The 21977-nt window shown below is 53.0% G+C and carries 23 protein-coding genes and 1 pseudogene; 11 read left to right on the top strand and 13 right to left on the bottom strand.

What is annotated here, in order from left to right; all coding sequences use genetic code 11:
• The first annotated feature begins 120 nt into the window (after positions 1-120).
• On the top strand, positions 121-561 hold the full coding sequence (locus tag JNO11_RS20445) for a cyclophilin-like fold protein (protein WP_325177761.1): 441 nt from the start codon (positions 121-123) through the stop codon (positions 559-561).
• 266 nt (positions 562-827) lie between these two features.
• On the opposite strand, the gene yajD is transcribed toward JNO11_RS20445, so the two are convergent.
• Together yajD and JNO11_RS20435 are read right to left on the bottom strand one after the other, a co-directional pair.
• Positions 828-1175, bottom strand: a complete 348-nt coding sequence (gene yajD, locus JNO11_RS20440; protein ID WP_003850685.1) for an HNH nuclease YajD — start codon at positions 1173-1175, stop codon at positions 828-830.
• A 334-nt stretch (positions 1176-1509) separates the two neighbouring features.
• On the bottom strand, positions 1510-1677 hold the full coding sequence (locus JNO11_RS20435) for a hypothetical protein (protein WP_009093121.1): 168 nt from the start codon (positions 1675-1677) through the stop codon (positions 1510-1512).
• A 290-nt stretch (positions 1678-1967) separates the two neighbouring features.
• On the opposite strand from JNO11_RS20435, the gene JNO11_RS20430 reads away from it, so the two are divergent.
• Complete coding sequence (locus JNO11_RS20430; protein ID WP_045139847.1) at positions 1968-5072, top strand: efflux RND transporter permease subunit; 3105 nt, start codon at positions 1968-1970, stop codon at positions 5070-5072.
• Positions 5073-5131: 59 nt separating this feature from the next.
• Here JNO11_RS20430 and JNO11_RS20425 read toward each other — a convergent pair whose 3' ends face one another.
• Positions 5132-6157, bottom strand: a complete 1026-nt coding sequence (locus tag JNO11_RS20425; protein WP_325177760.1) for an alpha/beta hydrolase — start codon at positions 6155-6157, stop codon at positions 5132-5134.
• A 68-nt stretch (positions 6158-6225) separates the two neighbouring features.
• Positions 6226-7350: an MFS transporter gene (locus tag JNO11_RS20420; protein WP_081113840.1), complete on the bottom strand. Its 1125-nt coding sequence runs from the start codon at positions 7348-7350 to the stop codon at positions 6226-6228.
• Between the two features lie 203 nt (positions 7351-7553).
• On the opposite strand from JNO11_RS20420, the gene JNO11_RS20415 reads away from it, so the two are divergent.
• On the top strand, positions 7554-8498 hold the full coding sequence (locus JNO11_RS20415) for a LysR family transcriptional regulator (RefSeq protein ID WP_325177759.1): 945 nt from the start codon (positions 7554-7556) through the stop codon (positions 8496-8498).
• A 16-nt stretch (positions 8499-8514) separates the two neighbouring features.
• Here the strand turns inward: JNO11_RS20415 and JNO11_RS20410 are convergent, their stop codons facing one another.
• Positions 8515-8691: a KGG domain-containing protein gene (locus tag JNO11_RS20410; RefSeq protein WP_010257023.1), complete on the bottom strand. Its 177-nt coding sequence runs from the start codon at positions 8689-8691 to the stop codon at positions 8515-8517.
• 202 nt (positions 8692-8893) lie between these two features.
• On the opposite strand from JNO11_RS20410, the gene JNO11_RS20405 reads away from it, so the two are divergent.
• Entirely contained in the window at positions 8894-9190 is a 297-nt protein-coding gene (locus tag JNO11_RS20405; RefSeq protein WP_033770131.1) for a hypothetical protein, read from the top strand.
• Positions 9191-9234: 44 nt separating this feature from the next.
• Here the strand turns inward: JNO11_RS20405 and JNO11_RS20400 are convergent, their stop codons facing one another.
• Together JNO11_RS20400 and JNO11_RS20395 are read right to left on the bottom strand one after the other, a co-directional pair.
• Positions 9235-9522, bottom strand: a complete 288-nt coding sequence (locus JNO11_RS20400) for a type II toxin-antitoxin system RelE/ParE family toxin (protein WP_010257030.1) — start codon at positions 9520-9522, stop codon at positions 9235-9237.
• Positions 9522-9761 carry a type II toxin-antitoxin system RelB/DinJ family antitoxin gene (locus JNO11_RS20395; RefSeq protein ID WP_010257033.1) on the bottom strand — a complete coding sequence of 80 codons (240 nt, stop codon included), beginning with the start codon at positions 9759-9761 and terminating at the stop codon, positions 9522-9524. Before JNO11_RS20395 ends, JNO11_RS20400 begins: the two co-directional genes overlap by 1 nt.
• 359 nt (positions 9762-10120) lie before the next feature.
• Here JNO11_RS20395 and JNO11_RS20390 point away from each other — a divergent pair, with 359 nt between their 5' ends.
• Positions 10121-12094 carry a methyl-accepting chemotaxis protein gene (locus JNO11_RS20390; protein ID WP_325177758.1) on the top strand — a complete coding sequence of 658 codons (1974 nt, stop codon included), beginning with the start codon at positions 10121-10123 and terminating at the stop codon, positions 12092-12094.
• A gap of 104 nt (positions 12095-12198) precedes the next feature.
• A complete protein-coding gene (locus JNO11_RS20385) occupies positions 12199-13215 on the top strand; it encodes an NAD(P)-dependent alcohol dehydrogenase (protein ID WP_010257039.1) in 1017 nt (338 codons plus the stop codon).
• 49 nt (positions 13216-13264) lie between these two features.
• Here JNO11_RS20385 and JNO11_RS20380 read toward each other — a convergent pair whose 3' ends face one another.
• On the bottom strand, positions 13265-13933 hold the full coding sequence (locus JNO11_RS20380) for a DUF2268 domain-containing putative Zn-dependent protease (RefSeq protein ID WP_163641587.1): 669 nt from the start codon (positions 13931-13933) through the stop codon (positions 13265-13267).
• A 350-nt stretch (positions 13934-14283) separates the two neighbouring features.
• Here JNO11_RS20380 and JNO11_RS20375 point away from each other — a divergent pair, with 350 nt between their 5' ends.
• Positions 14284-15063, top strand: coding sequence for an MBL fold metallo-hydrolase (locus JNO11_RS20375; RefSeq protein WP_061703005.1), 780 nt, complete (start codon positions 14284-14286; stop codon positions 15061-15063).
• Positions 15064-15139: 76 nt separating this feature from the next.
• Complete coding sequence (locus tag JNO11_RS20370) at positions 15140-16132, top strand: helix-turn-helix domain-containing protein (RefSeq protein ID WP_325177757.1); 993 nt, start codon at positions 15140-15142, stop codon at positions 16130-16132.
• A 91-nt stretch (positions 16133-16223) separates the two neighbouring features.
• Here the strand turns inward: JNO11_RS20370 and JNO11_RS20365 are convergent.
• Positions 16224-16627, bottom strand: a pseudogene (locus JNO11_RS20365) (H-NS family nucleoid-associated regulatory protein).
• Between the two features lie 275 nt (positions 16628-16902).
• Between JNO11_RS20365 and JNO11_RS20360 the strand changes: the two are divergent.
• Entirely contained in the window at positions 16903-18465 is a 1563-nt protein-coding gene (locus tag JNO11_RS20360; protein ID WP_325177756.1) for a sensor domain-containing diguanylate cyclase, read from the top strand.
• Between the two features lie 68 nt (positions 18466-18533).
• On the top strand, positions 18534-18971 hold the full coding sequence (locus tag JNO11_RS20355; protein WP_022624259.1) for a VOC family protein: 438 nt from the start codon (positions 18534-18536) through the stop codon (positions 18969-18971).
• A 237-nt stretch (positions 18972-19208) separates the two neighbouring features.
• Here the strand turns inward: JNO11_RS20355 and JNO11_RS20350 are convergent, their stop codons facing one another.
• Positions 19209-19610, bottom strand: a complete 402-nt coding sequence (locus JNO11_RS20350) for an H-NS family nucleoid-associated regulatory protein (protein WP_010257055.1) — start codon at positions 19608-19610, stop codon at positions 19209-19211.
• Between the two features lie 886 nt (positions 19611-20496).
• Between JNO11_RS20350 and JNO11_RS20345 the strand changes: the two genes are divergently transcribed.
• Positions 20497-20670, top strand: a complete 174-nt coding sequence (locus JNO11_RS20345; RefSeq protein WP_325177777.1) for a DUF2256 domain-containing protein — start codon at positions 20497-20499, stop codon at positions 20668-20670.
• A 52-nt stretch (positions 20671-20722) separates the two neighbouring features.
• Here JNO11_RS20345 and JNO11_RS20340 read toward each other — a convergent pair whose 3' ends face one another.
• The 3 genes from JNO11_RS20340 to JNO11_RS20330 all read right to left on the bottom strand — a co-directional run bounded on the left by JNO11_RS20340 (position 20723) and on the right by JNO11_RS20330 (position 21973).
• Entirely contained in the window at positions 20723-21025 is a 303-nt protein-coding gene (locus JNO11_RS20340) for a hypothetical protein (protein ID WP_029519489.1), read from the bottom strand.
• Positions 21026-21130: 105 nt separating this feature from the next.
• Positions 21131-21673, bottom strand: coding sequence for a YfaZ family outer membrane protein (locus JNO11_RS20335; protein ID WP_033770122.1), 543 nt, complete (start codon positions 21671-21673; stop codon positions 21131-21133).
• Positions 21674-21736: 63 nt separating this feature from the next.
• A complete protein-coding gene (locus JNO11_RS20330; RefSeq protein WP_010257065.1) occupies positions 21737-21973 on the bottom strand; it encodes a YgdI/YgdR family lipoprotein in 237 nt (78 codons plus the stop codon).
• Positions 21974-21977 lie beyond the last annotated feature (4 nt).

Below are 21977 nucleotides of genomic sequence, written 5' to 3'. Positions count from 1 at the left end.
AGATGAAGCGCAGCGCATCCGGGCTGTTGCAGAATAAGCGGCGCGCGAGTTCCGCCGACAGGGTGATGGTGCAGCGAAAGGGTGAAGGATAAATCTTTACCATCAGATAACGGCGGGTAAGTGAGCCAGTTTATTCAGGGCTGGACGGCGATCGCAGCAACGCACTCCATGTCTGAACAGATGCACCATAATCCGGAACGCGACCTTATGAAAAGAGCCTTACTTTTGCTGGTTTTACTTTCCACCTATAGTCTGATGCCCGTTAAAGCCAGTGGCCCGGTTCGGGCAGGAGAGCTGCGTCCCATGAAGATTATTATGACGATCAACCATCAGTCGTATGAGATTGCGCTGGCTGATAACGCCACCGCGAAAGCATTTGTACAGCAACTCCCGCTGACCATGACGATGGAGGAGCTGAACGGCAATGAGATGTTTGCAGACCTGCCTGCTGCTCTTAATAGCGATCCGCATAAATCCGGCACGATCCAGCAGGGCGATGTGATGCTGTATGGCAATAAGACGCTGGTTCTTTTTTTACGAGACATTCCAGAGCTCATATAGCTACACGCCAATAGGAAAGGTGCTGTCGACAGATAGCCTCAAAAAGCGTGTCGGTGAGGGGGGGGGATTGACGTACGGTTCTCCCGGCCATAACTGATATCAAAATCTGAAATAACCGGCTGGTAAAGGATTCATATTGCGCTGAGTCTGGCCAGGGTGGCATCTGGTATGACGGACTACGTTATGTTCTGGCCGCGGCCAGACGTTGTGATCCTCTTCGGGAAGCGAGACTGTCAGGCCGGTCGGCCAGCCTGACAGTTCAGTCATTACTTCTTCTTATTCAGCATCGACTTCAGGTCAGCAAAGGGATTGTAGGTAGCTTCGCCGACATCTTTTTGTGCGTCCTCGCCAGCCACTACACGGGTGCCATACTGGTCAGCCTCGGTGTACTTTGAGTGTTCGTGGTCATGACAATAGAGACACAACAACTCCCAGTTACTGCCATCTTCCGGGTTGTTGGTATGATCGTGATCGATATGGTGAACCGTCAGTTCGCGCAGGTTTGAATAAACAAACTCGCGTGAGCAGCGTCCACACACCCACGGATAGATTTTAAGTGCTTTCTCACGGTAGCCGCTTTCCAGCCGCGTATAGTTTTTAGGGATCAGAGCCATTGCCGGGATAACCTGTTATGCAGAGAAAATTTCACGATAGTGATGCCAATATATCCCATAACGGCACAGAAGAAGAAATCATCGTGTTCCGCGGGACGGGAGGCTTTAAAATCCAGAGGGTTAGCTGAAAATCAGCGTAGCCGCCTTATATGATTTTTCCAGCACGTCTCGCAATCCTGAATAACTGCCGGGCCTGTGAGAAGGCACAAAATCATGTCGCTGTGATGAAAACTCAAAAATGATATATCTCTAAGCTCCCGCTCACGCTAACCCAATTAATCAGCAGGATAGCGCCCAAAACATCCCTGTTTACCGCTTTGCTTAAAAAATGACTTCAAATGTAATGCATGACACCATAAACGGCCCAGAAAATGGCGTTAGCACCCAGATAAGTCCAGCATCCCCAGTAGGCTATGGGTTCACGACGGGTGCGGAGTTTAGGCAGGAAGGCCAGTAAATAGAGGGCAGAGGCGATAAGCGAAACGAAGTAGAAAAATTTCATGGTTTTCTCCTGATCAATATCCTTTATTTGAGAATAGTCAGGGCTCACCATTTTGCTTAATGCATCAGCAGATTCGTTATGGATCGGCTTTCTCTTTGATGCCCACATCGGATGTCAGCACAGTTAAATCCGCGATAAATCGAAAATGCAGCGTCACGGTACGATCAGCCAGCCTTAAGAAAAGATCACGTCAGGATGTTCAGCCTGAGGTTACACCCTATAATCAACGCTGTTTGTTAGCCTGCAGGAATGCAGGTTTTGCACCCGCCCAAAAGGAAGAGATCCCGCTGATGTTTTCTCGTTTTTTTATTTATCGTCCCGTTTTCGCATGGGTTGTTGCCATTTTAATCATGTTGCTTGGCGCGCTCTCCATTACCCTGTTGCCGGTTGAACAATATCCCGATGTTGCGCCACCTTCGGTGAATATCAGCGCAACGTATACCGGTGCTTCTGCGGAGACGCTGGAGAACAGCGTCACGCAGGTGATCGAGCAGCAGCTTACCGGGCTGGATAATCTGCTCTATTTTACCTCCAGCAGCAGTTCACAGGGAAATGTGTCGGTTACCGTCACCTTCAGTCAGGGCACCGATCCGGACACGGCTCAGGTACAGGTGCAGAACAAGGTGCAGCAGGCGCTCTCCCGTCTGCCCAGCGAAGTGCAGCAGCTTGGTGTTACCGTGACCAAATCGCAGTCAAACTTCCTGCTGGTGATGGGGTTGTATGACACCACGGGCAAAAGCAACAGCACGGATATCGGTGACTGGCTGGTCAGTAATATGCAGGAGCCGCTGGCCAGGACCGAAGGGGTAGGTGACATCCAGGTGTTCGGCGGTCAATACGCGATGCGCATCTGGCTCGATCCCTTCAAACTAAACTCCTTTGCGTTGCAGCCCTCCGATGTGTCGGCGGCGATACGCTCGCAGAACATTCAGGTTTCAGCCGGTAAAATCGGCGGCCTGCCATCGCCTGATAATCAGCAGCTCACCGCCACGGTCAGAGCGCAGTCGCGACTGCAGACGCCAGAGCAGTTCCGAAACATCATCGTCAAAAGCGACAAAAGCGGTGCCATCGTGCGCGTGGGTGATGTGGCGCGGGTGGAGCTGGGCGGCGAATCCTATGACATGACCACACGACTCAACGGGCATCCTGCGGCGGGTGTCGGTGTGATGCTGGCGCCGGGCGCGAATGCGCTGGCCACCGCGACGCTGGTGAAAAACAAAGTTGAAGAGTATCGCCACTCAATGCCGGAAGGTTACGAGGTGGCCTATGCGCTCGACAGCACTGACTTCATCAAAATCTCCGTTGAGGATGTGGTGATCACCCTGATTGAAGCGATCGCGCTGGTGGTGGTGGTGATGTACCTGTTCCTGCAGAATATCCGTGCGACGCTGATCCCGGCGCTGGCGGTGCCGGTGGTACTGCTCGGCACCTTTGGCGTACTGGCGCTGTGCGGCTACACCATCAATACCCTGACGCTGTTTGCTATGGTGCTGGCCATCGGGCTGCTGGTGGATGATGCCATCGTGGTCGTCGAAAACGTCGAACGCATTATGCATGACGAAGGTCTGCCGGCGCGTGAGGCAACGGAAAAGTCGATGAAAGAGATCTCCGGCGCGCTGGTGGCTATCGCGCTGGTGCTATCCGCGGTATTTCTGCCCATGGCCTTTTTCGCCGGGTCGACCGGTGTGATTTACCGGCAGTTCTCCATCACCATCATCGCCGCCATGACCTTCTCCGTGGTGGTGGCACTGACCCTGACGCCTGCACTGTGTGGCATGTTGCTGCGGCCGACCTCACCCCATCGTAAAGGCTTCTTTGGCGGTTTTAACCGCTTTTATGCCGCCACCGAGCGCCAGTATCGTCACAAAGTGGTGAGCACTCTGCGCCGTCCGCTGATCATGGTATCGCTTTATGCGGCAATGGGCGTGGTGCTGTTTGTGATGTTTACCCGCTTGCCGGGCAGCTTCCTGCCGACTGAAGATCAGGGCAGCATCATGCTTCAGGCAACATTGCCAGCGGGTGCCACGGCCAGCCGCACTGAGGCAGTCAATCAGCAGATTGTTGACTGGTTCCTGACTGAAGAGAAACAGAATATTGATGTGGTCTTCACCATCAATGGTTTTAACTTCAGCGGTGCTGCGCAGAATGCCGGTATGGCATTTATCAAGCTTAAGAACTGGGATCAGCGACCGGGTAGTGAAAACTCTGCCGAAGCGATTGCCGGGCGCGCCACCTACGCGCTGGCGTCGATTCGGGATGCGCAGATCTTTGCGCTGACGCCGCCGTCGGTGCCGGGTCTGGGACAGAACAACGGCTTTACCTATGAGCTGCTAGCCAGCGGTGGCACCACGCGTGAGCAACTGGGCAACCTGCGCGATCAGCTGCTACAAAGCGCAGCGCAAAGCCCGGAACTGCTTGGTGTGCGGGCCAATATTCTGCCGCAAACGCCGCAGTTGCAGGTCGATATTGATACCAGCAAAGCGGTGGCACTGGGACTGCAGCTGGATGACGTGACCGATACGCTGACCAGCGCCTGGGGCGGTGCCTATATCAATGATTTCATCGACCGGGGTCGGGTAAAGCGGGTCTATGTTCAGGGCGACGGTCAGTATCGTTCATCACCTTCGGATCTGGATAAATGGTACATCCGTAACAGTGAGGGCACCATGACGCCATTCTCGGCTTTTGCCTCGACCCGATGGACCATGGGACCCGAAAGCCTTAACCGCTACAACGGCTCTGCCTCCTACGAAATACAGGGGCAGAACGCCGAAGGGTTCAGCTCCGGCGATGCCATGAACACCATTGAGCGACTGGCCAATGAACTCCCGGCAGGGACCACAGGAGCATGGAGCGGTCTTTCGCTGCAGGAGAAGCAGGCGGGCGGGCAGTCAACCACGCTGTATGCGATCTCGATTCTGGTGGTGTTCCTCTGCCTTGCTGCGCTGTATGAGAGCTGGTCGGTGCCTTTCTCCGTGCTGCTAGCGGTGCCGCTCGGCGTACTGGGTACCGTGCTGGCGGTGGCACTGCGCGGGTTAAGCAACGATATCTACTTCCAGGTGGCGTTGCTGACCACGGTCGGACTCACCTCCAAAAACGCGATACTAATCATCGAATTTGCGGAGGATGCGGTTCGCCGGGGAAGTTCGCTGAGCGCGGCTGCGTTGCAGGCAGCGCGAACCCGTCTGCGGCCGATTATGATGACGTCGCTGGCCTTTATCGCCGGTGTGATCCCGCTGGCGGTGGCGACGGGCGCCGGTGCTAACAGCCGCATCGCCATCGGTACCGGTATCATCGGCGGTACGCTGGCAGGCACGGTACTGGCGCTGTTCTTTGTTCCGCTCTTCTTTGTCCTGGTGAAGCACTACCTGACCCGCCATCGCAAAGGCCAATAACGCAGAAAGCCCGTCTGCAGGCGGCTGCAGACGGGCTGGGATCAATGATCAGCGGAAGATTACAAATGCTGTTTAAAGAAGGCGGTCAGCTTAGCAAACGGGATCAGGTCAGTGCGGTCATAAAGGTCCACATGGCCTGCATCAGGCACGATATAGAGCTCTTTGGGCTGTGCCGCACGCTGGAACGCATCTTCGCTGAATTCGCGTGAATGCGCTTTATCACCCGTGATGAAGAGCATCGGGCGCGGTGAGATGGTCTCAATGTCATTAAACGGATAAAAGTTCATGAATTTCACGTTGCTGGTGAGCGTCGGGTGCGTGGTCAGCGCAGCTGAACTGTTTTTCGGTGTGAACTCACCGCGAGGCGTCCGGTAAAAATCATAGAACTCTTTGGCTATCGGAGGCGAATCAGCATCAATTTTATGTGGTGTACCACTGGTGTACTCAGTTTTACCCCCGGTGAACTCTACATAGCGTTGCTGTGCCGCCGCTTCAATGATTTGCTTGCGCTGCGCCAGTGTCTGGCTTTTATTCAGCGCATTACGGTTGGCTGACCCCATGTCATACATGCTGACGGTAGCAATGGCTTTCATGCGGGGATCAATCTTCGCTGCGCTGATGACAAAACTGCCACTGCCACAGATACCCAGCACACCAATCCTGTCGCGATCGACAAATTCGCGGGTACCCAGGTAATCCACGGCGGCGCTGAAGTCTTCGGCATAGATATCCGGAGAGACCGCGTTGCGTGGCTGGCCTTCACTTTCGCCCCAGAATGAAAGATCAATTGCCAGGGTAACAAATCCCTGCTCAGCCATTTTCTGCGCATAGAGGCTGGCGCTCTGCTCTTTGACTGCGCCCATCGGATGACCTACCACAATTGCCGGAAGGTGCGCCGTTTTACCGGCCTCTTTCGGTCTGTACAGGGTGCCGGTCACACCCATCTGATACTGGTTTTTAAAGGTGACTTTCTCGCGGGTGACTTTCTCGCTTTGATAAAAGTTATCGGCGCCGCGTGACATATCGGCAGCGCTGGCCGCAAATGAACTGATCAACAGTCCAAACATCAGGGTTAATGCTCTCATAAGAAGATCCTTATCGGGGTTGACGACGTGAGGGCAACGGGTTGCCCGGTTAAACAACGCATCTGCTATCAGGCAGCGCTTTCCTTACGGGCAGTGATCATCGCCAGTCCGGCGGCAGTGACCAGTAATGTGGCGCTGATGGCAAAGGTGGTCTGCCAGCCTGCATGGTCAAAGGCCAGGCCACCCAGCGTCGACCCCAAAGCAATCGACAGCTGTACGATGGCCACCATTAATCCGCCGCCGGTCTCGGCATTATCCGGAAAGGTTCTGGCGATCCAGGCCCACCATCCGGTTGGTGCCGCTGTTGCCACCAGTCCCCAGATGCCAAGCAGTGGCGCCACCAGCCACAGGTGATGACCGAACACCATGAGCAGCACCGCAACCAGCGCCATAATCAACGGGATGATCATCAGGGTCAGATAGAATCCGCGCTGCAAAACAGCACTGATAATCAGCGTGCCGATAAAGCCGGCGACACCAATGGTCAGCAGCACCAGCGACAGCGCAGAAACGTCAACCTGCGTCACGGTTTCCAGAAACGGACGGAGATAGGTAAACAGGGTGAACTGGCCCATAAAGAGCAGGCCGCAGGCGGTCATACCCACCGTAACCAGCGGCGAACGCAGCAGCTGCAGAATTTTTCCGCTGCGCTGCCGGGCCGAGTTGACCGGCATCGATGGCAGCGTGAACGCCTGCCAGATCAGGGCGATCAAGGCTACCGGCACCAGGCTGAAAAAAGCCCCGCGCCAGCCAATGACAGAACCGAGATAGCTGCCCAGCGGTGCAGCGATAACCGTCGCCAGCGCATTGCCGCCGTTGAAAATGGCCAGCGCGCGCGGCACCTGCCCGGAGGGGACCAGCCGGATAGCGACCGCCGCTGACATCGACCAGAAACCGCCAATCACCACGCCAATCAATGCCCGGCCAGTCATGTAAGTCAGATAGTTGGGTGCCATCGCCACCATCAATCCGGATAGTGCCATTACCAGCGTGAGCGCCAGCAACAGAATTTTGCGGTCGAGGTTCCCTGCGATGCGGGTTATTGAGAGGCTGGTGATCACTGCCAGTGCGCCGGAGATAGCGATGCCCTGTCCGACCAGACCTTCGCTGACCGCCAGATCTTGTGATAACGGCGATAACAGGCTGACCGGCATGAATTCAGAGGCGATGAGCGCGAATACACACAGCGTCATTGCCCATACACTACCCCAGTGCGCTTCTTTATGCCGGGGGGGAACAGTCAGTTGTTTCCGTGGAAGTCATGTTGTGTCCTGTTTCATTGTTTGCGGTGCTGATGAACTCAGGAAATTTTACTGTTTCGCTTTATATTGACTAGCTAATGAATCCTTAATGGGGTTATAAGCAGACCTTATAAATCTATCGGCGGGAGTGCAGTATGAAGCGCAACATGAATGACCTGCAGGCTTTTATTACCGTGGCGCGTGAGGGCAGCTTTACCCGCGCGGCAGCGCTGCTGGGCGTGACGCAGCCCGCGTTAAGTCAGACCATTACCGCGCTTGAAAACCGGATGGAGATTCGGCTGCTTACCCGCACGACCCGTAACGTTTCACCGACCGCGGCGGGTGAACGGTTAATCCAGGCGATTGGCAATCGGTTCGATGAAATTGAGGCGGAACTGGATATGCTGACCGCGATGCGGGACAAGCCAGCCGGCACGGTACGGATCACCTGCGGGCCGCATATTCTCAGCTCACTCCTGATGCCAAAGCTGACGCCATTGCTGGCGGCTTATCCTGATATCCGGCTTGAGTTCGATGCTAATCATGGCTTACGCAATATCGTGGCCGATCGATTTGATGCAGGGGTCAGGATGGGAGACACCATTGATAAAGACATGGTGGCGATGCCGATAAGCCCGCCATTACGGATGGCTGCGGTGGCCACGCCCGACTACTTTCGTCGTCATGCTGCGCCGCAGGTTCCGCAGGATCTGCTGCATCACAACTGCATTAACATGCGGCAGGCGACAGCGGGTGGGTTGTACGTCTGGGAGTTCGACGGTGAAGAGGGGCCGTTAAATGTACGGGTGGATGGACAGCTAACGTTCAACACTTCGGCACACATTGCAGAAGCGGCTCTCGCCGGGCTGGGGATCGCTTTCCTGCCTGAGCAGGAAGTCGCAGAAGGGCTGGAGCAGGGCACCTTGATCCGCGTGCTGGAGCGCTGGTGCGAGCCGTTTCCCGGCTATTACCTCTACTATCCCAGCCGCAAGCAACATTCACCCGCTTTTACCCTGGTCAGAGAGGCATTAAGGCTAAAAGAGGGGGGCATGATGAACCTGATTGGAATAGATGCCATTCCATGGCGTAATACGTCCTAAAGCGCTTTATTCAGAATTACTTAGAAGGACGGCGACTAATTTTGCCTCCTTTCCGACCGGCTTCCCTGGCTTTTTCAGGATCGTTTTTGAAATTGCCCCCACTGGCCTTGCCTCCTGCACTGCCAGCTTCACTCGCCCGTTCTGGATCGTTGGCAAAATTGCCGGCACCACCTCTGTATTTCTGTTGTGTCATAGGAAGACCTCATATCAATGTTCCATTAGATAAAAAGGACTAGCTAGTCACATCTGCAAGCATAGTCGTCCGCTTCGTTTATGCAAATGCACATACTTAATTGATTGATAATAGTGATGTTAATTTTTCGAAGGGGGGATAGTGTCGGCAGGGCCGTAGGTGATGAACTACGCTTACAGACCTGACGAAAAAGGAGAGTGCTATGAGTAATGCGACCTTAATCGATACGCTTGAGCTGGGCTCTGACGAGCAGAAGCAGAAATATGAGATTTACGGCGATGATGCACAGACGCCCACTTTTGCTGTCATCTACCGGCAGCAGGGCGATAGCTGGCAGCAGCTGGATGAGAAAATCACGTTCGCCGCGCAGGATGAACAGCAGGAAGCGAGGGGATCAATGGGCTACGGTTCCGGCGACACGCTGCCAGATTTACGCGACCTGCCTGCCGAAGCTCGGGAGCGCTGCGAACAGCACTGGAACCAGCAGAGTGACAGGTAAACAGGAATAGCGCCGCTTTGTTTGTTAGCGGTGAAGTCGCCTGTTTAAGAGAGACGCCTGGAAGCGGCAGAATAAACCTCTGAGCGCTCTCTTTTCCCGACAGCCACCACAAAAACCACCACCCGGTCATCAATAACCTGGTATACAAGTCGATAACCGGATGACTTTAGCTTGATCTTATAGCAGTCAGGTATCCCGCTGAGTTTGTTCGCCTCAATTCTGGGTGACTCAAGACACTCAGCCAGCTTCTTTTTAAGCTGTTCACGTACTGTCGGGCCCAGCTTGCGCCACTCTTTCAGTGCCCTCTGATCGAACTCCAGTTGCCAGGTCATTAAAGGTCATCCAGTGTGACCCGGACAGGCTCAGGGTTTCGCAGGCGTTCTTTAACTATGTCTACTAACGCCGCATCTTCGTCACTGAGTAACGTTTGCTTAAAGGGAAGACGTTCATTATCTGCAATATATTCAAGCATCAGGCGCAGCGCATCAGAAGGAGTCACACCCATTTTTTCGAGCGCAGCATAGGATCGTGTCTTCAGGTCATCATCGATTCGAATGTTAATTGTGCCCATAGCGAGTTCCTTTGTATTTACACTTGACATTACAATTGTCGCACTGATGAGTCTGTATCGCAAACAGTAAACATCAGTCACCCGCACAGCCTTATATCTTCCCGGTAAAATCACGCTAAAGCTTATTTTATGCTACGAAAATATAACATCTTCATCCAATAAACCAACTGCAGCAATCGTTAAAGGTTTTCCCGCTACTGGCGATAACCAACAGGCGTTGAGTGCGCCGATCATTGATGAACCCGGCACTCCGCGACGAGTTCTGAACGCGAACGGACCTGCTTTTAGCCCTCCTTTTATACACACCAGAAAGCGCTAATTTAAGCGCAAATTACTCAAATAAAAGCGAAAATAATAATATGTCGATCATTAAGACGATCAAAAGACACCTGCCTGTTGCCCGTCTTAGGCGTAGCAGTCAGCCTGCCAATGGCACCTACGATTGTTGTGCGTTGCCAGATTCACTGGCCTCCGTGGGTTTAAGCTCGCGGGCGGGCGGCATCCTGATGACCTTCGTTCCGCCTGAAGCCGATTTTCAGCGGGTCAGTCAGGCCTGGCAGCGATTCAATTCCGCCGACCTGACGGTGTTGACGCTCTCTTCCAACGGCGCGCTGAGCAGCAGCAGATCGCAAAGCACCTACTGTGATGGCAATGGCCCGGAGGGAAGCTACCTCTGGCTGCCGGACACACTGATCGCACGCCATGAGACGCATATTGTTGATCTGCATGTCGCCGACACGCAGACTGCCAGCCAGCGCATCACCGCCATCCAGCAGGAGCTGGCGCGCTTGCAGGTGCGGATGCCGCTCTCGGCCGATCGTACTTTCGCCATGATTTACTGTGACGGATTGTCGGCATCCGAAGGCTTTCTGATGCAGGCCTGGTATAACAGCGGGCGCTTTCCCTGCCTGGCGATTGGTGGTTCGGCGGGAGGCAAAATCACCTTTGATGGCACCTGGATTGGTACAGGTGGCAAGGTGTTGCAGGGCAAGGCGGTGATTGTGTTCTGCCAGATGGCGCCAGGAAAATCATTTGCTCCTTTTAAAAGCCAGAACTTTACGCCACGCGATCAGAGCTGGCTGATTGCTGAAGCCGATCCGATAGCGCGTACTGTGACGTCAGTATTTAACCGTCAGGGGCAGCAGCAGCCGTTTGTTGCGGCGCTGTGTGAACATCTCAACTGCAACGAAGCGCAACTGAGCGAACGGCTGAAGGGACTCACTTTCGGCGTTAAAGTTGGCGGCGAGTACTTTATTCGCTCAATCGCCAAAATTGAATCGGGCGGCGTACACTTTTTCTGCGATCTTGAGTTTGGCGATCGACTGTTCCTGATGGAAGAGAAAGACTTTAAACAGACGACGCAGCAGGAGTGGCAGGCATTTACCGCTCAGCATGGCAAACCCGCGGCGATCCTGATGAACGACTGTATCCTGCGCCGTGTCGGTAATGCCGATAAGCTGCATAATGCCCATTTCTTCAAAGGCATTGCCGCCGCCGGTTTTTCCAGCTTCGGCGAAATCCTGGGTGTGCCCATCAATCAGACGCTCTCCGCGCTGGTGTTCTTTAATCATGACGTCAAAGCGATGAGCCAGTTCCCGGTAGAGTACGCCGGCTACGCGGCACACTACGCGCAGCGAGCGTTGCGCCGCTGGGAAGCGCTGAACAGCATCCAGACGCGGGTGCTGGATCGGGTTATCACTTATCAGCAGGCGCTGACGCCGCTGATGGAGGCGCTGCCGGTGCTGGAAACAGCCACTCAGAGCCAGGGAGAAACCCTGAGCCTGGCAGAGAGCAGTATCCGTAACATCAGTAACATCGCCACCGAGAGTCAGCAGGCGCAGGGCCGGCTGGATGATGGTCTGGACGATCTGGAGAAAATTTCCAACGGCATCAATGAGATTACGCATGGCATCAGCAATATTGCTTTCCAGACCAATATCCTGGCGCTGAATGCCGCAGTAGAAGCGGCTCGTGCAGGCGAGGCTGGGCGGGGATTTGCTGTGGTCGCGGGCGAAGTTCGTCGTCTGGCGCACTCCTCAAAAGAGCAGGCTGAAGCTACGGCCAGTAACATCGGTGAGGCAGTCAGCACCATCTCACGTATCCGGCTGGTGGCCAGTGATTCGGCGCAGACCGCCGCCCAGATGGCAGAGCGCAGTATCAGCGCAGCCGATACGCTGGCGGCCATGAATCAACAGACGCGACATGAGCGCGCTGATATTGCGAAGCATCTCGGCAGCCTGCGTGAACTGACGCAGGGGATGGATGCGATGCAGGAAGCCGTCGCGCAGCTCAAGGTGTTACAAACTCTTTCCGGTGCGCAGGTTAAGGGCTGATTTATCAGCATAAAAGACAAAAAAGTGCGGTGTAAGCGCAACGACCAGGCAGGGCGGGCTTTCAGTTGTTACACTTGTCGGTGATTAACCACGCAGAGGTATGAATGAAAATTAAAAGTTATGCAGCCATGCAGGCTGGCCAGGCCCTTGAACTCTATGAGTACGATGCCGCCGAACTGGCAGCCGAAGAAGTCGAAGTCCAGGTCGAATATTGTGGCGTCTGCCACTCAGATCTGTCGATGATCGACAACGAGTGGGGCATCTCTCAGTTCCCGGTGATTGCAGGACATGAAGTGATTGGCCGGGTTTCAGCCCTGGGCGAAGCGGCTAAGAACAAAGGTCTTTCAGTCGGCCAGCGTGTAGGAATCGGCTGGACAGCAAAAAGCTGTCAGCACTGCGATGCCTGTATTAACGGCGAGCAGGTTAACTGTCAGCAGGGCAGCATCCCGACCATCATGAACAAAGGTGGTTTTGCCGAGAAGCTGCGTGCTGACTGGCAATGGGTTATTCCGCTGCCGGAAAAACTGGATGTGGCGAGCGCCGGTCCGCTGCTGTGTGGCGGTATCACCGTGTTTAAACCGCTGCTGATGAGCAACATCACGGCAACCAGCCGTGTGGGTGTGATTGGTATCGGCGGACTGGGCCATATCGCAATCAAGATCCTGCACGCGATGGGTGCCGAAGTGGTGGCATTCAGCTCAACGCCAGATAAGAAGCAGTCGATCCTGGATATGGGCGCGGATGAAGTGGTTAACAGCCGTGATCCAGAAGCTCTGAAAAAGCAGGCAGGCCGTTTTGACCTGATCCTGAGTACTGTGGCGGTCGACCTGGACTGGAAACCTTATTTCGCTGCGCTGGCACCTCAGGGTAAATTCCACACCGTGGGTGCCGTGATGAAGCCGATTGAAGTGAGTGCTTTTGATCTGATCCTGGGCGATAAAGCGGTGACCGGTTCATCAACCGGCTCACCAGGCCAGCTGCGTTCGCTGCTGCGACTCGCCTCGCGTGCGGATATTGCGCCACAGGTTGAGTTCTTCCCGATGTCTGACATCAATAAAGCGCTGGATCACGTTCGCGCCGGTAAAGCCAATTATCGTGTGGTTCTGAAAGCCGATTTCTGATGCGAATCTGAAATGACATGCCGCAGCCTGCTGCGGCATTTTTTTATCCTCAATTTGTCAGCAGTCCCTTAGCCAGCCCCGCGGCAATCACCTCATCGGCTGTCACGCTGAACCATTTCTCTGTAGCGCATTCCGCGTTATCACGGCGCCATGCGGCAACCATCTGGTAGCCCAGCGTATAGCCATACCATCGGCGAAAGTCGCCCGTGCCGAAGAACCAGGCAGAATGATCATAATGAGGACTTTGCAGCGTGGTCAGCGGCACTGGATTAGCCTGTAATTCGCTTAGCTCTATGGCCCGTTCCCAGGGCTCTGCTGCCGTTTTAAGCAGCCAGCAGACGAACTGACCCGCCAGACCTTCGCTGACCAGCGCTTCACCCAGCGTCCAGCCATATCCCGGCCCGCGCATTCGCAAACAGTGATGGACTTCATGCACGATATGACGCACCAGCGTGCCATTTTCCAGCATCCCGGGCAGATTCGGATTTGCCGGGTCAATGGCCAGGCCGAACAGGGTGGGCCCGTAAGCCCGGCCTGCAAAACCGGTTTCAGGTATTACTGCCTCCGGCATGCACTGAACCAGAATATCCAGACGAGGGACACGTGTCACGGAGGAGAGGTGCTCGCAGGCGAGCTCAGCGGCCCTGACTATTGCCGATTTATAGGGCCCAACATCACCCGATGCCTCCAGCCAGTGCAATTTCCATAAGTCGTTCACAGACTCTCCTGTCAAAGGTTGATAATCAGAACACAGGTCCGGGACCCGCCAGGGCTACTAATACCTTAACCGGCAATGCTTTAAACAGACATCGGCAGAGAGCGTTATCGTTGTCGGTAAAGAGTTAAAAGCAACTTCCGGAACGCCTGCCATTACTGAACATTCAGGGCTGTTTCGTCGCGACGCCAGCACCGATAGATACCCTGCCACAAGAAAATAGTGCAGTTTGGCCCGATTCCATCGAACACTGTCCTTTGAGCCTGTTACGCGCAGGTAAACAGTGCCGTAAATTAACCTGATGGTAGCCAGTAAGCCTGGCTGATTTCACTGAGACTGTTTACGGAGCCAAAATGAAGCTGACCCAGATTCGTAATGCCACACTGCTACTGGACTATGCAGGCAAAAAATTCCTGATCGATCCGATGCTGGCCGAAAAAGAGGCCTGGCCCGGATTTGCCGGAAATGCCCGTCCCCATCTGAGAAATCCGATGGTTGAGCTGCCTGTTCCGGTCGCTGCACTGCTGGCAGTCGATGCGGTTATTATCACTCACACGCATATGGATCACTGGGATGAGGCTGCGCAGAAGCTAGTGCCGAAGACGATGATGATCTACAGCCAGGATGAAACGGATGCAGCGCTGATTCGTTCGCAGGGGTTTGAAAATGTTCGCGTGCTGCAGGATGAGAATCCGTTTGTTGATGGCCTGACGATTTATAAAACCGACGGTCAGCACGGCAGCAATGCGTTATATGCCGACAAAGTGATGGGGGATATTCTGGGTGACGCCTGTGGTCTGGTCTTTACCCATCCGGCAGAAAAAACCCTCTACATTGCTGGCGATACCGTGTGGGTTAAACCTTATGTCAGAGCGCTGCAACGATTTCAACCACAGGTGGTGGTAATGAATATCGGCAATGCAACCAACGATCTCTATGGCCCGATTATCATGGGAAAAGAGGATACCCAGCGCACGCTGAATATCCTGCCTGACGCAACGCTGGTTGCCTCACACATGGAGGCGATCAACCACTGTTTGCTGACGCGCGCGGAGCTGCGTGCCTGGACTACCGAACAGGGTATTGCTGACCAGGTGCTGATCCCGGAAGATGGTGAAACAATGACGTTCTGAGCGTCGTGGCACTAAACCGGCACAATTGTGCCGTGAGTTCTCAACACTACGCTGTCACACAATAAGGGGGGAGAGGATGGCTGCTCTGAGAGTCGCGGTGCTGGCAACGGCCGGTTTTAGTCCGTTTCATTTTTCAGTTCCCTGTATTCTGTTCGGCTCAGCCCTGCCGCAGCAGGATCTGTTTCATGTCGATATCTGCGCACTGAAACCAGGCCCGGTCATCTCAGAGATGGGGTTGTCAATTACGGTGGAACAGGGTCTTGACCCGCTTGATCAGGCGGACATTATTATCGTGCCCTACTGGCATAATCCGGCTGAAAAACCTGCGCAGGCGCTGCTTGATAAGCTGGTGGCAGCCTGGCAGCGCGGCGCAGAGGTCGTTGGACTATGTCTGGGCACTTACGTACTGGCTTATGCAGGTTTGCTCGATAAGCATCGTGCTGCCACTCACTGGGAATTTGAGCGTGACTTCTGCGAGCGCTTTCCGCAGGTTCACCTCGACAGTAATGCTCTTTATACCCGGGACACTCGTCTGATCACTTCTGCCGGCACCGCGGCGGGCATCGACTGCTGCCTGGATATCATCCGTCACCACTATGGCAGCGCCATGGCTAATCGGGTAGCCAGACGCATGGTGGTGCCGCCTTACCGTGAAGGCGGTCAGGCGCAATTCATTGAGCGGCCGGTTCCGGAAACAACGCGTGACAGTAAGATCAACGCGTTGCTGGCGTCGCTGCGACAGAATCTGCATCAGCCGCAGGATCTTGACTCACTTTCGCGGACGCTTGGCATGAGCAGGCGAACGCTGACGCGTCATTTTCACAAGGCGACAGGCATGTCCCTGGGAGAGTGGCTGACAGCAGAGCGTCTGCAACGCAGCCAGCTATTACTCGAAACCACCGGCATCAGCATTGAATGTGTGGCAGAAAAGGCGGGTTTTGATTCGCCCGTGTCATTTCGTCAGCGTTTTAAATCCCGGTTTGGCGTCTCTCCCAGTGAGTGGCGCCGGACATTTCGGGGGCCGCATCCGGTGATGAGTGATGAGACATTACGACAGGACGATGAGTGACCAGGCCCGGATGAATTTCTGCGCCTGTGACTTTGCCTGCCGGAATATTCCCGCGTAATGACGGTCACTATTCCGGCAGAAATAAATGCGACTACAGCAGGAAATCATCCAGCGACTGGCCGTTTTCAATGGCCGCCTTAATTACGGAGGGCGTTCGGCCCTGACCCGTCCAGTAACGAACCTGACCATTTTCGTCATTGTAACGGTATTTCGCCGGACGCTTTGCGCGTTTCTTTTTTGCCGGTTACCGAGGGGGGATGCGCTATTCACCAGCTCCGCCGGATTAATCCCTTCTTCCATTAACAGCTCCTGGTAGAACGCCAGTTTTTCTGCTTTCTCACGGGCTTCCGCTGCCCGCGCGTTTTCCTCTTCACGACGTTCATTTACCACGGTCTCTAATTTCTGGCGTAACTCTTCCAGCATATCCAAAGCCATATTGCGCGCCTCTGCACGAAGCGTGCGGATATTGTTCAGGCTGCTCAGGTTCTTACTCATAACAAATCCTCAAATACTCAACTTAATCAATGAAGTGCAAATTATTCAGCTGGCAAGGGTAACATTTACCCACGTGATATTTGAAGCGCTAGTGTAGCCTTATTCGCTATTAATCCTCTATTAAAGGTGCTGGTTGAACCAATAAAGAAGAAATTTTAAGCGAAATCTGCTGGTTAATTGCGGATTATCATTGTTGAAACAGGATTGTGGGATTTGCATTTTTGCTTTTGATTAACTGTGCTTAAATCAGTCAACAGGGTTTATTAAGGACAGGCATGAAGTTTCGCCAAAAAAATGAGGGTTCAGCGCCAAAAATCTCGCCGCTGCTAAGAAGTATTATCCTTTCAGGCGTATTGCTCAGCGTGGCGGTGATTGGCTTAAATGTGTGGACGCTGCGGGAAGACTGGAATGAAACCGTCGATAAAGCTGAAGATACGGCGGTTAATCTGTCACTGTCACAGGCGCGCCAGGCGGACGATACATTTTTGCAGACCGAGCTCTCTTTGCGCGAGGTGCAACGCGAGCTCGAAAAGCAGATTGCCACAACCGGTGTAGATGGCGAGGCGCTGAGCCAGACGATGCGCCTGTTGCATAGCCACCTGCCACAACTACACGGCTTGTTCTACTATGATGCGCAGGGGAAATGGATAGCCACTTCTATGAGCCGGATACCGCCTGACATCAATAATTCCGATCGTGAATATTTCGATTATCACCGCACCAGCCCGCGCGATACCCTGCACGTCGGCCCGGTGCTTCGCAGCCGCACCACTCACGAGCTGGTGATCCCGGTTACGCTGCGTGTGAACGATGCCTTTAACGGCTTTCGGGGTGTCTTACTCGCCACCATCAAAGTGGACTATTTCCGCCGTTTCTACAGCTATTATGAACTTAGCGAAGGCGATGTACTGGTACTGATGCTGGCAGACAGTACCGTGCTTTACGCCCGTCCGATGCCGGATAGCTACATCGGCAAAAACCTCTCAGTGAGTCCGCTTTTCCTCAGGATGCTGGCCCATGCGGATAAAGGCAGCGGTCAGTGGACCGCTGCGCTTGATGGTAAAAAACGCATCTTTGGCTTTGTCCGCTCACAGCGATACCCGCTGGTGGTGGCCGCGGGATATGACAAGCGCGCGCTATTTAACCACTGGCTCAAGAGCTGGGTACATGATCTGATTCTGAGCCTGGCGCTGCTGATTGTTATTCTTTTACTGGGTGCATTTGTACTGCGTCAGGCACGGCATACACTGCGTTATCAGCTTGAGCTGACCCGATTACGCGATGACCTGACCGCGGCTAATCGCGCACTGGAAAATCTGGCTCAGAGTGACGGGCTGACGGGTGTTGCCAACCGGCGCCATTTTGATCACATGCTGACTGAATGCCTGCAGAACGCGGAGCACAGTGGCCTGCCCGTGTCATTGATCCTGCTCGATATCGATTATTTTAAACGTTTCAACGATACCTACGGCCATGTGGCGGGTGACGACTGCCTGAAAAAAGTGGCTACTGTTCTGAAGAACGCCGCCCGCCGCAAAAACGAACTTACGGCCCGATATGGCGGCGAAGAGTTTGCCATTATTTTGCCCGGACAGCCGTTGTCAGCCGCGTTGAACTTCGCTGAATCGATCATAGACGCTGTTAACAGGCTCGATATTCCGCATCTCACCACGGAACTGCCGCAAAAGCACGTCACCCTGAGTGCAGGCTGCGCCGTCTATCTTGCTTCAGACTCACAACAGGAAAAAGAATCGCTGATAGCGCGCGCGGATGAGGCTTTGTATCACGCGAAACGGGCAGGGCGTAACCAGGCCATGTGTGAAGAACGTAGCGGCTGAGCATCCGTGATCAAATCCTGAATCCTGCCTGTGGCATGGTGACTGCTCAACTTAAACAGGGAGCGGCCATGTCAAACGATACCGGTTTCACTCATCTTGCTTTACAGGTACGGGATTTAGAGAAGAGCGTAGATTTTTATCAGCGTTATGCCGGGATGCAGGTGATACATCAGCGTGAACCTGGCATTCCTGAAGCACAGAAAGTGGCATGGCTGTCGGATTTAACCCGACCTTTTGCGCTGGTGCTGGTGCAATCTGACAACAGTGAAGATACGCCGCTGGGTCCATTTGGTCATATAGGGGTGGCCTGTAGCAGCCGTGAAGAGATAGATGAAAAAGTGGCACTCGCACGGCTCGAAGGTGTGTTGCGACGCGACGCGCAGCAATCTGGTGTGCCAGTCGGCTACTGGGCATTTTTTGCCGATCCTGATGGCAATACGCTAGAGCTCTCTTATGGTCAGCAGATCGGACTGGAAATTATCACAGCCGCCACACGCAATCGCTGAATAAATAAAGCGGTTGAGAGAACATAATGAAACCCATTACCTGTTGCGTGACTGCGTAAAGCTTTTCAGTTATTGAGTTCAGGGTAACGCCTGAGCAGGATTATGGATGGAGAGACAATATCAAGATGAGAAAGGAAAGGGTACAGGCTGGCCGGTAATTGAGATGCCTGAGTCTGACGATTTATGGTGAAAAAACCGCCTGCCTGATGCAGGCGGTGTTTCATTATGCATACTGAATTAAATCAGGAAATCATCCAGCGATTTACCTGCATCGATGGCAGATTTAATAGCAGATGGGGTACGGCCCTGGCCAGTCCACTGCTTAACCTCACCATTTTCGTCGGTGTACTGATATTTAGCCGGACGAGGCGCGCGTTTTTTCTTCACGGCTGGTGCAGTCGGCATACCATTTAACAGTTCGTTAGGATCGATACCTTCCTGCAACAGTAATTCACGGTATTTTGCCAGTTTCTCAGCTTTTTCACGATTAGCTGCTTCAGAAGCCTGTGCTTCTTCACGTCGCTCACTCACCACAACCGACAGTTTTTCCAGCATTTCTTCCAGGGCAGCAAGGTCAAGCTCGCGAGCGTTTGCGCGAAGGGTACGGATATTATTCAAGCTGTTGAGAGTGTCACTCATCAAAGTCACCATAGTCATGTTCAGATAATAAAATACAGAGCGGGTTCACGCTGATGCTTTTCGTCAGACCTGCTTTTTTAAGATGCTTGCCTTCGAAGAATCAAAATACAGAACCGATAGTTCAACGCCAACATATTAATCGCTTTCTCAAAGAGTTTAAACTGTAATTAACGTAAGACCCTTAAACAAAAGTAAAGTTACTCTTTTTTTTACACTCTTCGCTCAAAATGTCAAAAAGGTGCCTCATCTGATGATGCTCAATAATTTAGTTACGTTATGGATAAACCGGGCTTTCACGCCGCTTTTCCAGCGGAATCGCTTCGCTAATCGCGGACCTGCTTTGTTCCGAGAGGCAGTCACCGTGCATACTTCTCCAGATAAAGCTGGATATGTCCATCAGGCCACCATAATAGGGTTGTAAAGAACGCATAGCAAAATTACTAAAAAATAACCATCAGGCGGCTGATTTATTCAGACTATATGTAAGATCATGAAATCAGATTAATTTATCACTTAAATAACGTTCTGGTTAAGGCGATCATCACCAGACGGGTTATGGCTTTGTTTTAAAAGCCTGGAGAGAAAAACCCCAGTAAAGGGGGGATAAAACAGTCAGAATCACGCGTGACCTGTATGACCGTGGATTGATTATTTACGGGCGTAATGACTTTTTAGCCGCCGTATGGGGCCAGAGAGGCTGTCCGCTAATCAAGGCAACCAGAGCCACATCATCCGGGTACCATATTGCCTTATGCGCCGATGAAGCGGTAAACAGTGCGATCTCAATTGCCCTCAATACTTACTCACAAGCAAGCTAAACTGTATAAGAGACGCTATTGTCAGCGTTATAAGGGGTTATCAGGAGAGACTGGCGTGTTCAAAGGCAATAAAAAAGTCATTACCGGTTCGCTACTGCAAAACGTGTAATAAACCGATGTCATGGCGAAAAAAGTGGGAACGATGCTGGGACGAGGTGTTGTATTGCTCGGAACGGTGCCGGCGGCAGCGTACTGATCGGCAAGAGGATGATACAGAAATAAAACCTGAACCTGACCTCTGACGCTGACTAGAGCAGGCCAGGGATTGACCTGGCCTCAGTCAGGGGAATGGGGCTATTGCTGTACCTCGATCTGTTGCCAGCCTCTTTTAAACATACAATCTTTAACCAGTATCTCTCGCTGGCTTTCATTGGCGTCGCTGGTGGAGTAATCGGTGTCAGTGGTTTTATATTTACTGTCTTTTGAGGTGTATTTACCGCTAACGACATTGTCAGGGGGTAAATCCCGCAGTGCCTGGGCCCGACAGGCTGTTTCCGTTATTGTTTCCTGCTGTTCAGATGCATCTGGCTTGACCCATTTATACTGCACACATCCGGTCAGACAGAGAGTAAATAACATCAGCATAAGAGGTTTCATAATCTGTTTCTCAGTGCTCCCCGCCTGAGTTGAGACGAGTGATTGAGTAAGGAAACCGATCGGCAGGGTTTCCTCACCACAAAAAAAGGGAAGAGTCATCCGACGTTAAAATGTCAGGCCGCCACCGATATAGGGACCATCGATCAGGGTATGACCCGGACGTCCATCTTTGCCATCAACACCCGCATAGCGATAGCCCACTTTTAAAACCAGTGGATCTACAGGTGACCAGCTGACACCGCCATTGGCCTCAACGAAATTCTTAACGCTGTTGGTCAGCTGTTCCGGGGCGGAATAACCTTCTCCATACAACGCAAAATTAGCGGGCAGATTGATTTTCACACCGCCGCCAACAGGAAACGCAACGCCGTTATCTCCTTTTTTGCCGCCGATGTAAGCGGCTTTAACGCCAGCCGTCAGCATCACCGGACCGATTTCAAGGTTATAACCGGTACCCGCCTGACCAATCTGAACACCATCCGCCGTATTTTTGATCCACTGACCATCAACATAAAGCCCGCCGGATGAACGGCCGATTTCTGCGTCCAGTACCGAGGTGTTTTTACTTTGTTCGGCATTCAGGCCAATGGCCATGGCAGAGGAGGATGCACACAATAATAAGCCAAAGCCAATTACAGAAATTTTCATTGCTCAGTTTTCCCACAGAATCAGATTTTCAGGATAATGATTAAGAGTGCTATTAAAGCAGATTTACTTTTGCACAATCTCTTTAACATCGTGCTGTTGTAACTGATGCATGTTTCCATCCGTGTCTTTATAAGAGATCATGCCTGTTTCTTTATCTTTTGCGGGTTTGCCATGAGTCGTAATCATGTGCCCATCGTTGGTGGAGATCACATAATTGCTTGAGCAGGCGGAAAGGGACATAACAGAAGTTATCATCGCTATAGCAAAAGCGAATTTCTTGCCAGAATTAAAAGATGTCATTTTA

It is taken from the genome of Pantoea sp. 1B4, assembly GCF_016925765.1.
In the GTDB taxonomy this organism is placed as follows: domain Bacteria; phylum Pseudomonadota; class Gammaproteobacteria; order Enterobacterales; family Enterobacteriaceae; genus Pantoea; species Pantoea agglomerans.
This window is presented reverse-complemented; position numbering and strand designations above follow the sequence as displayed.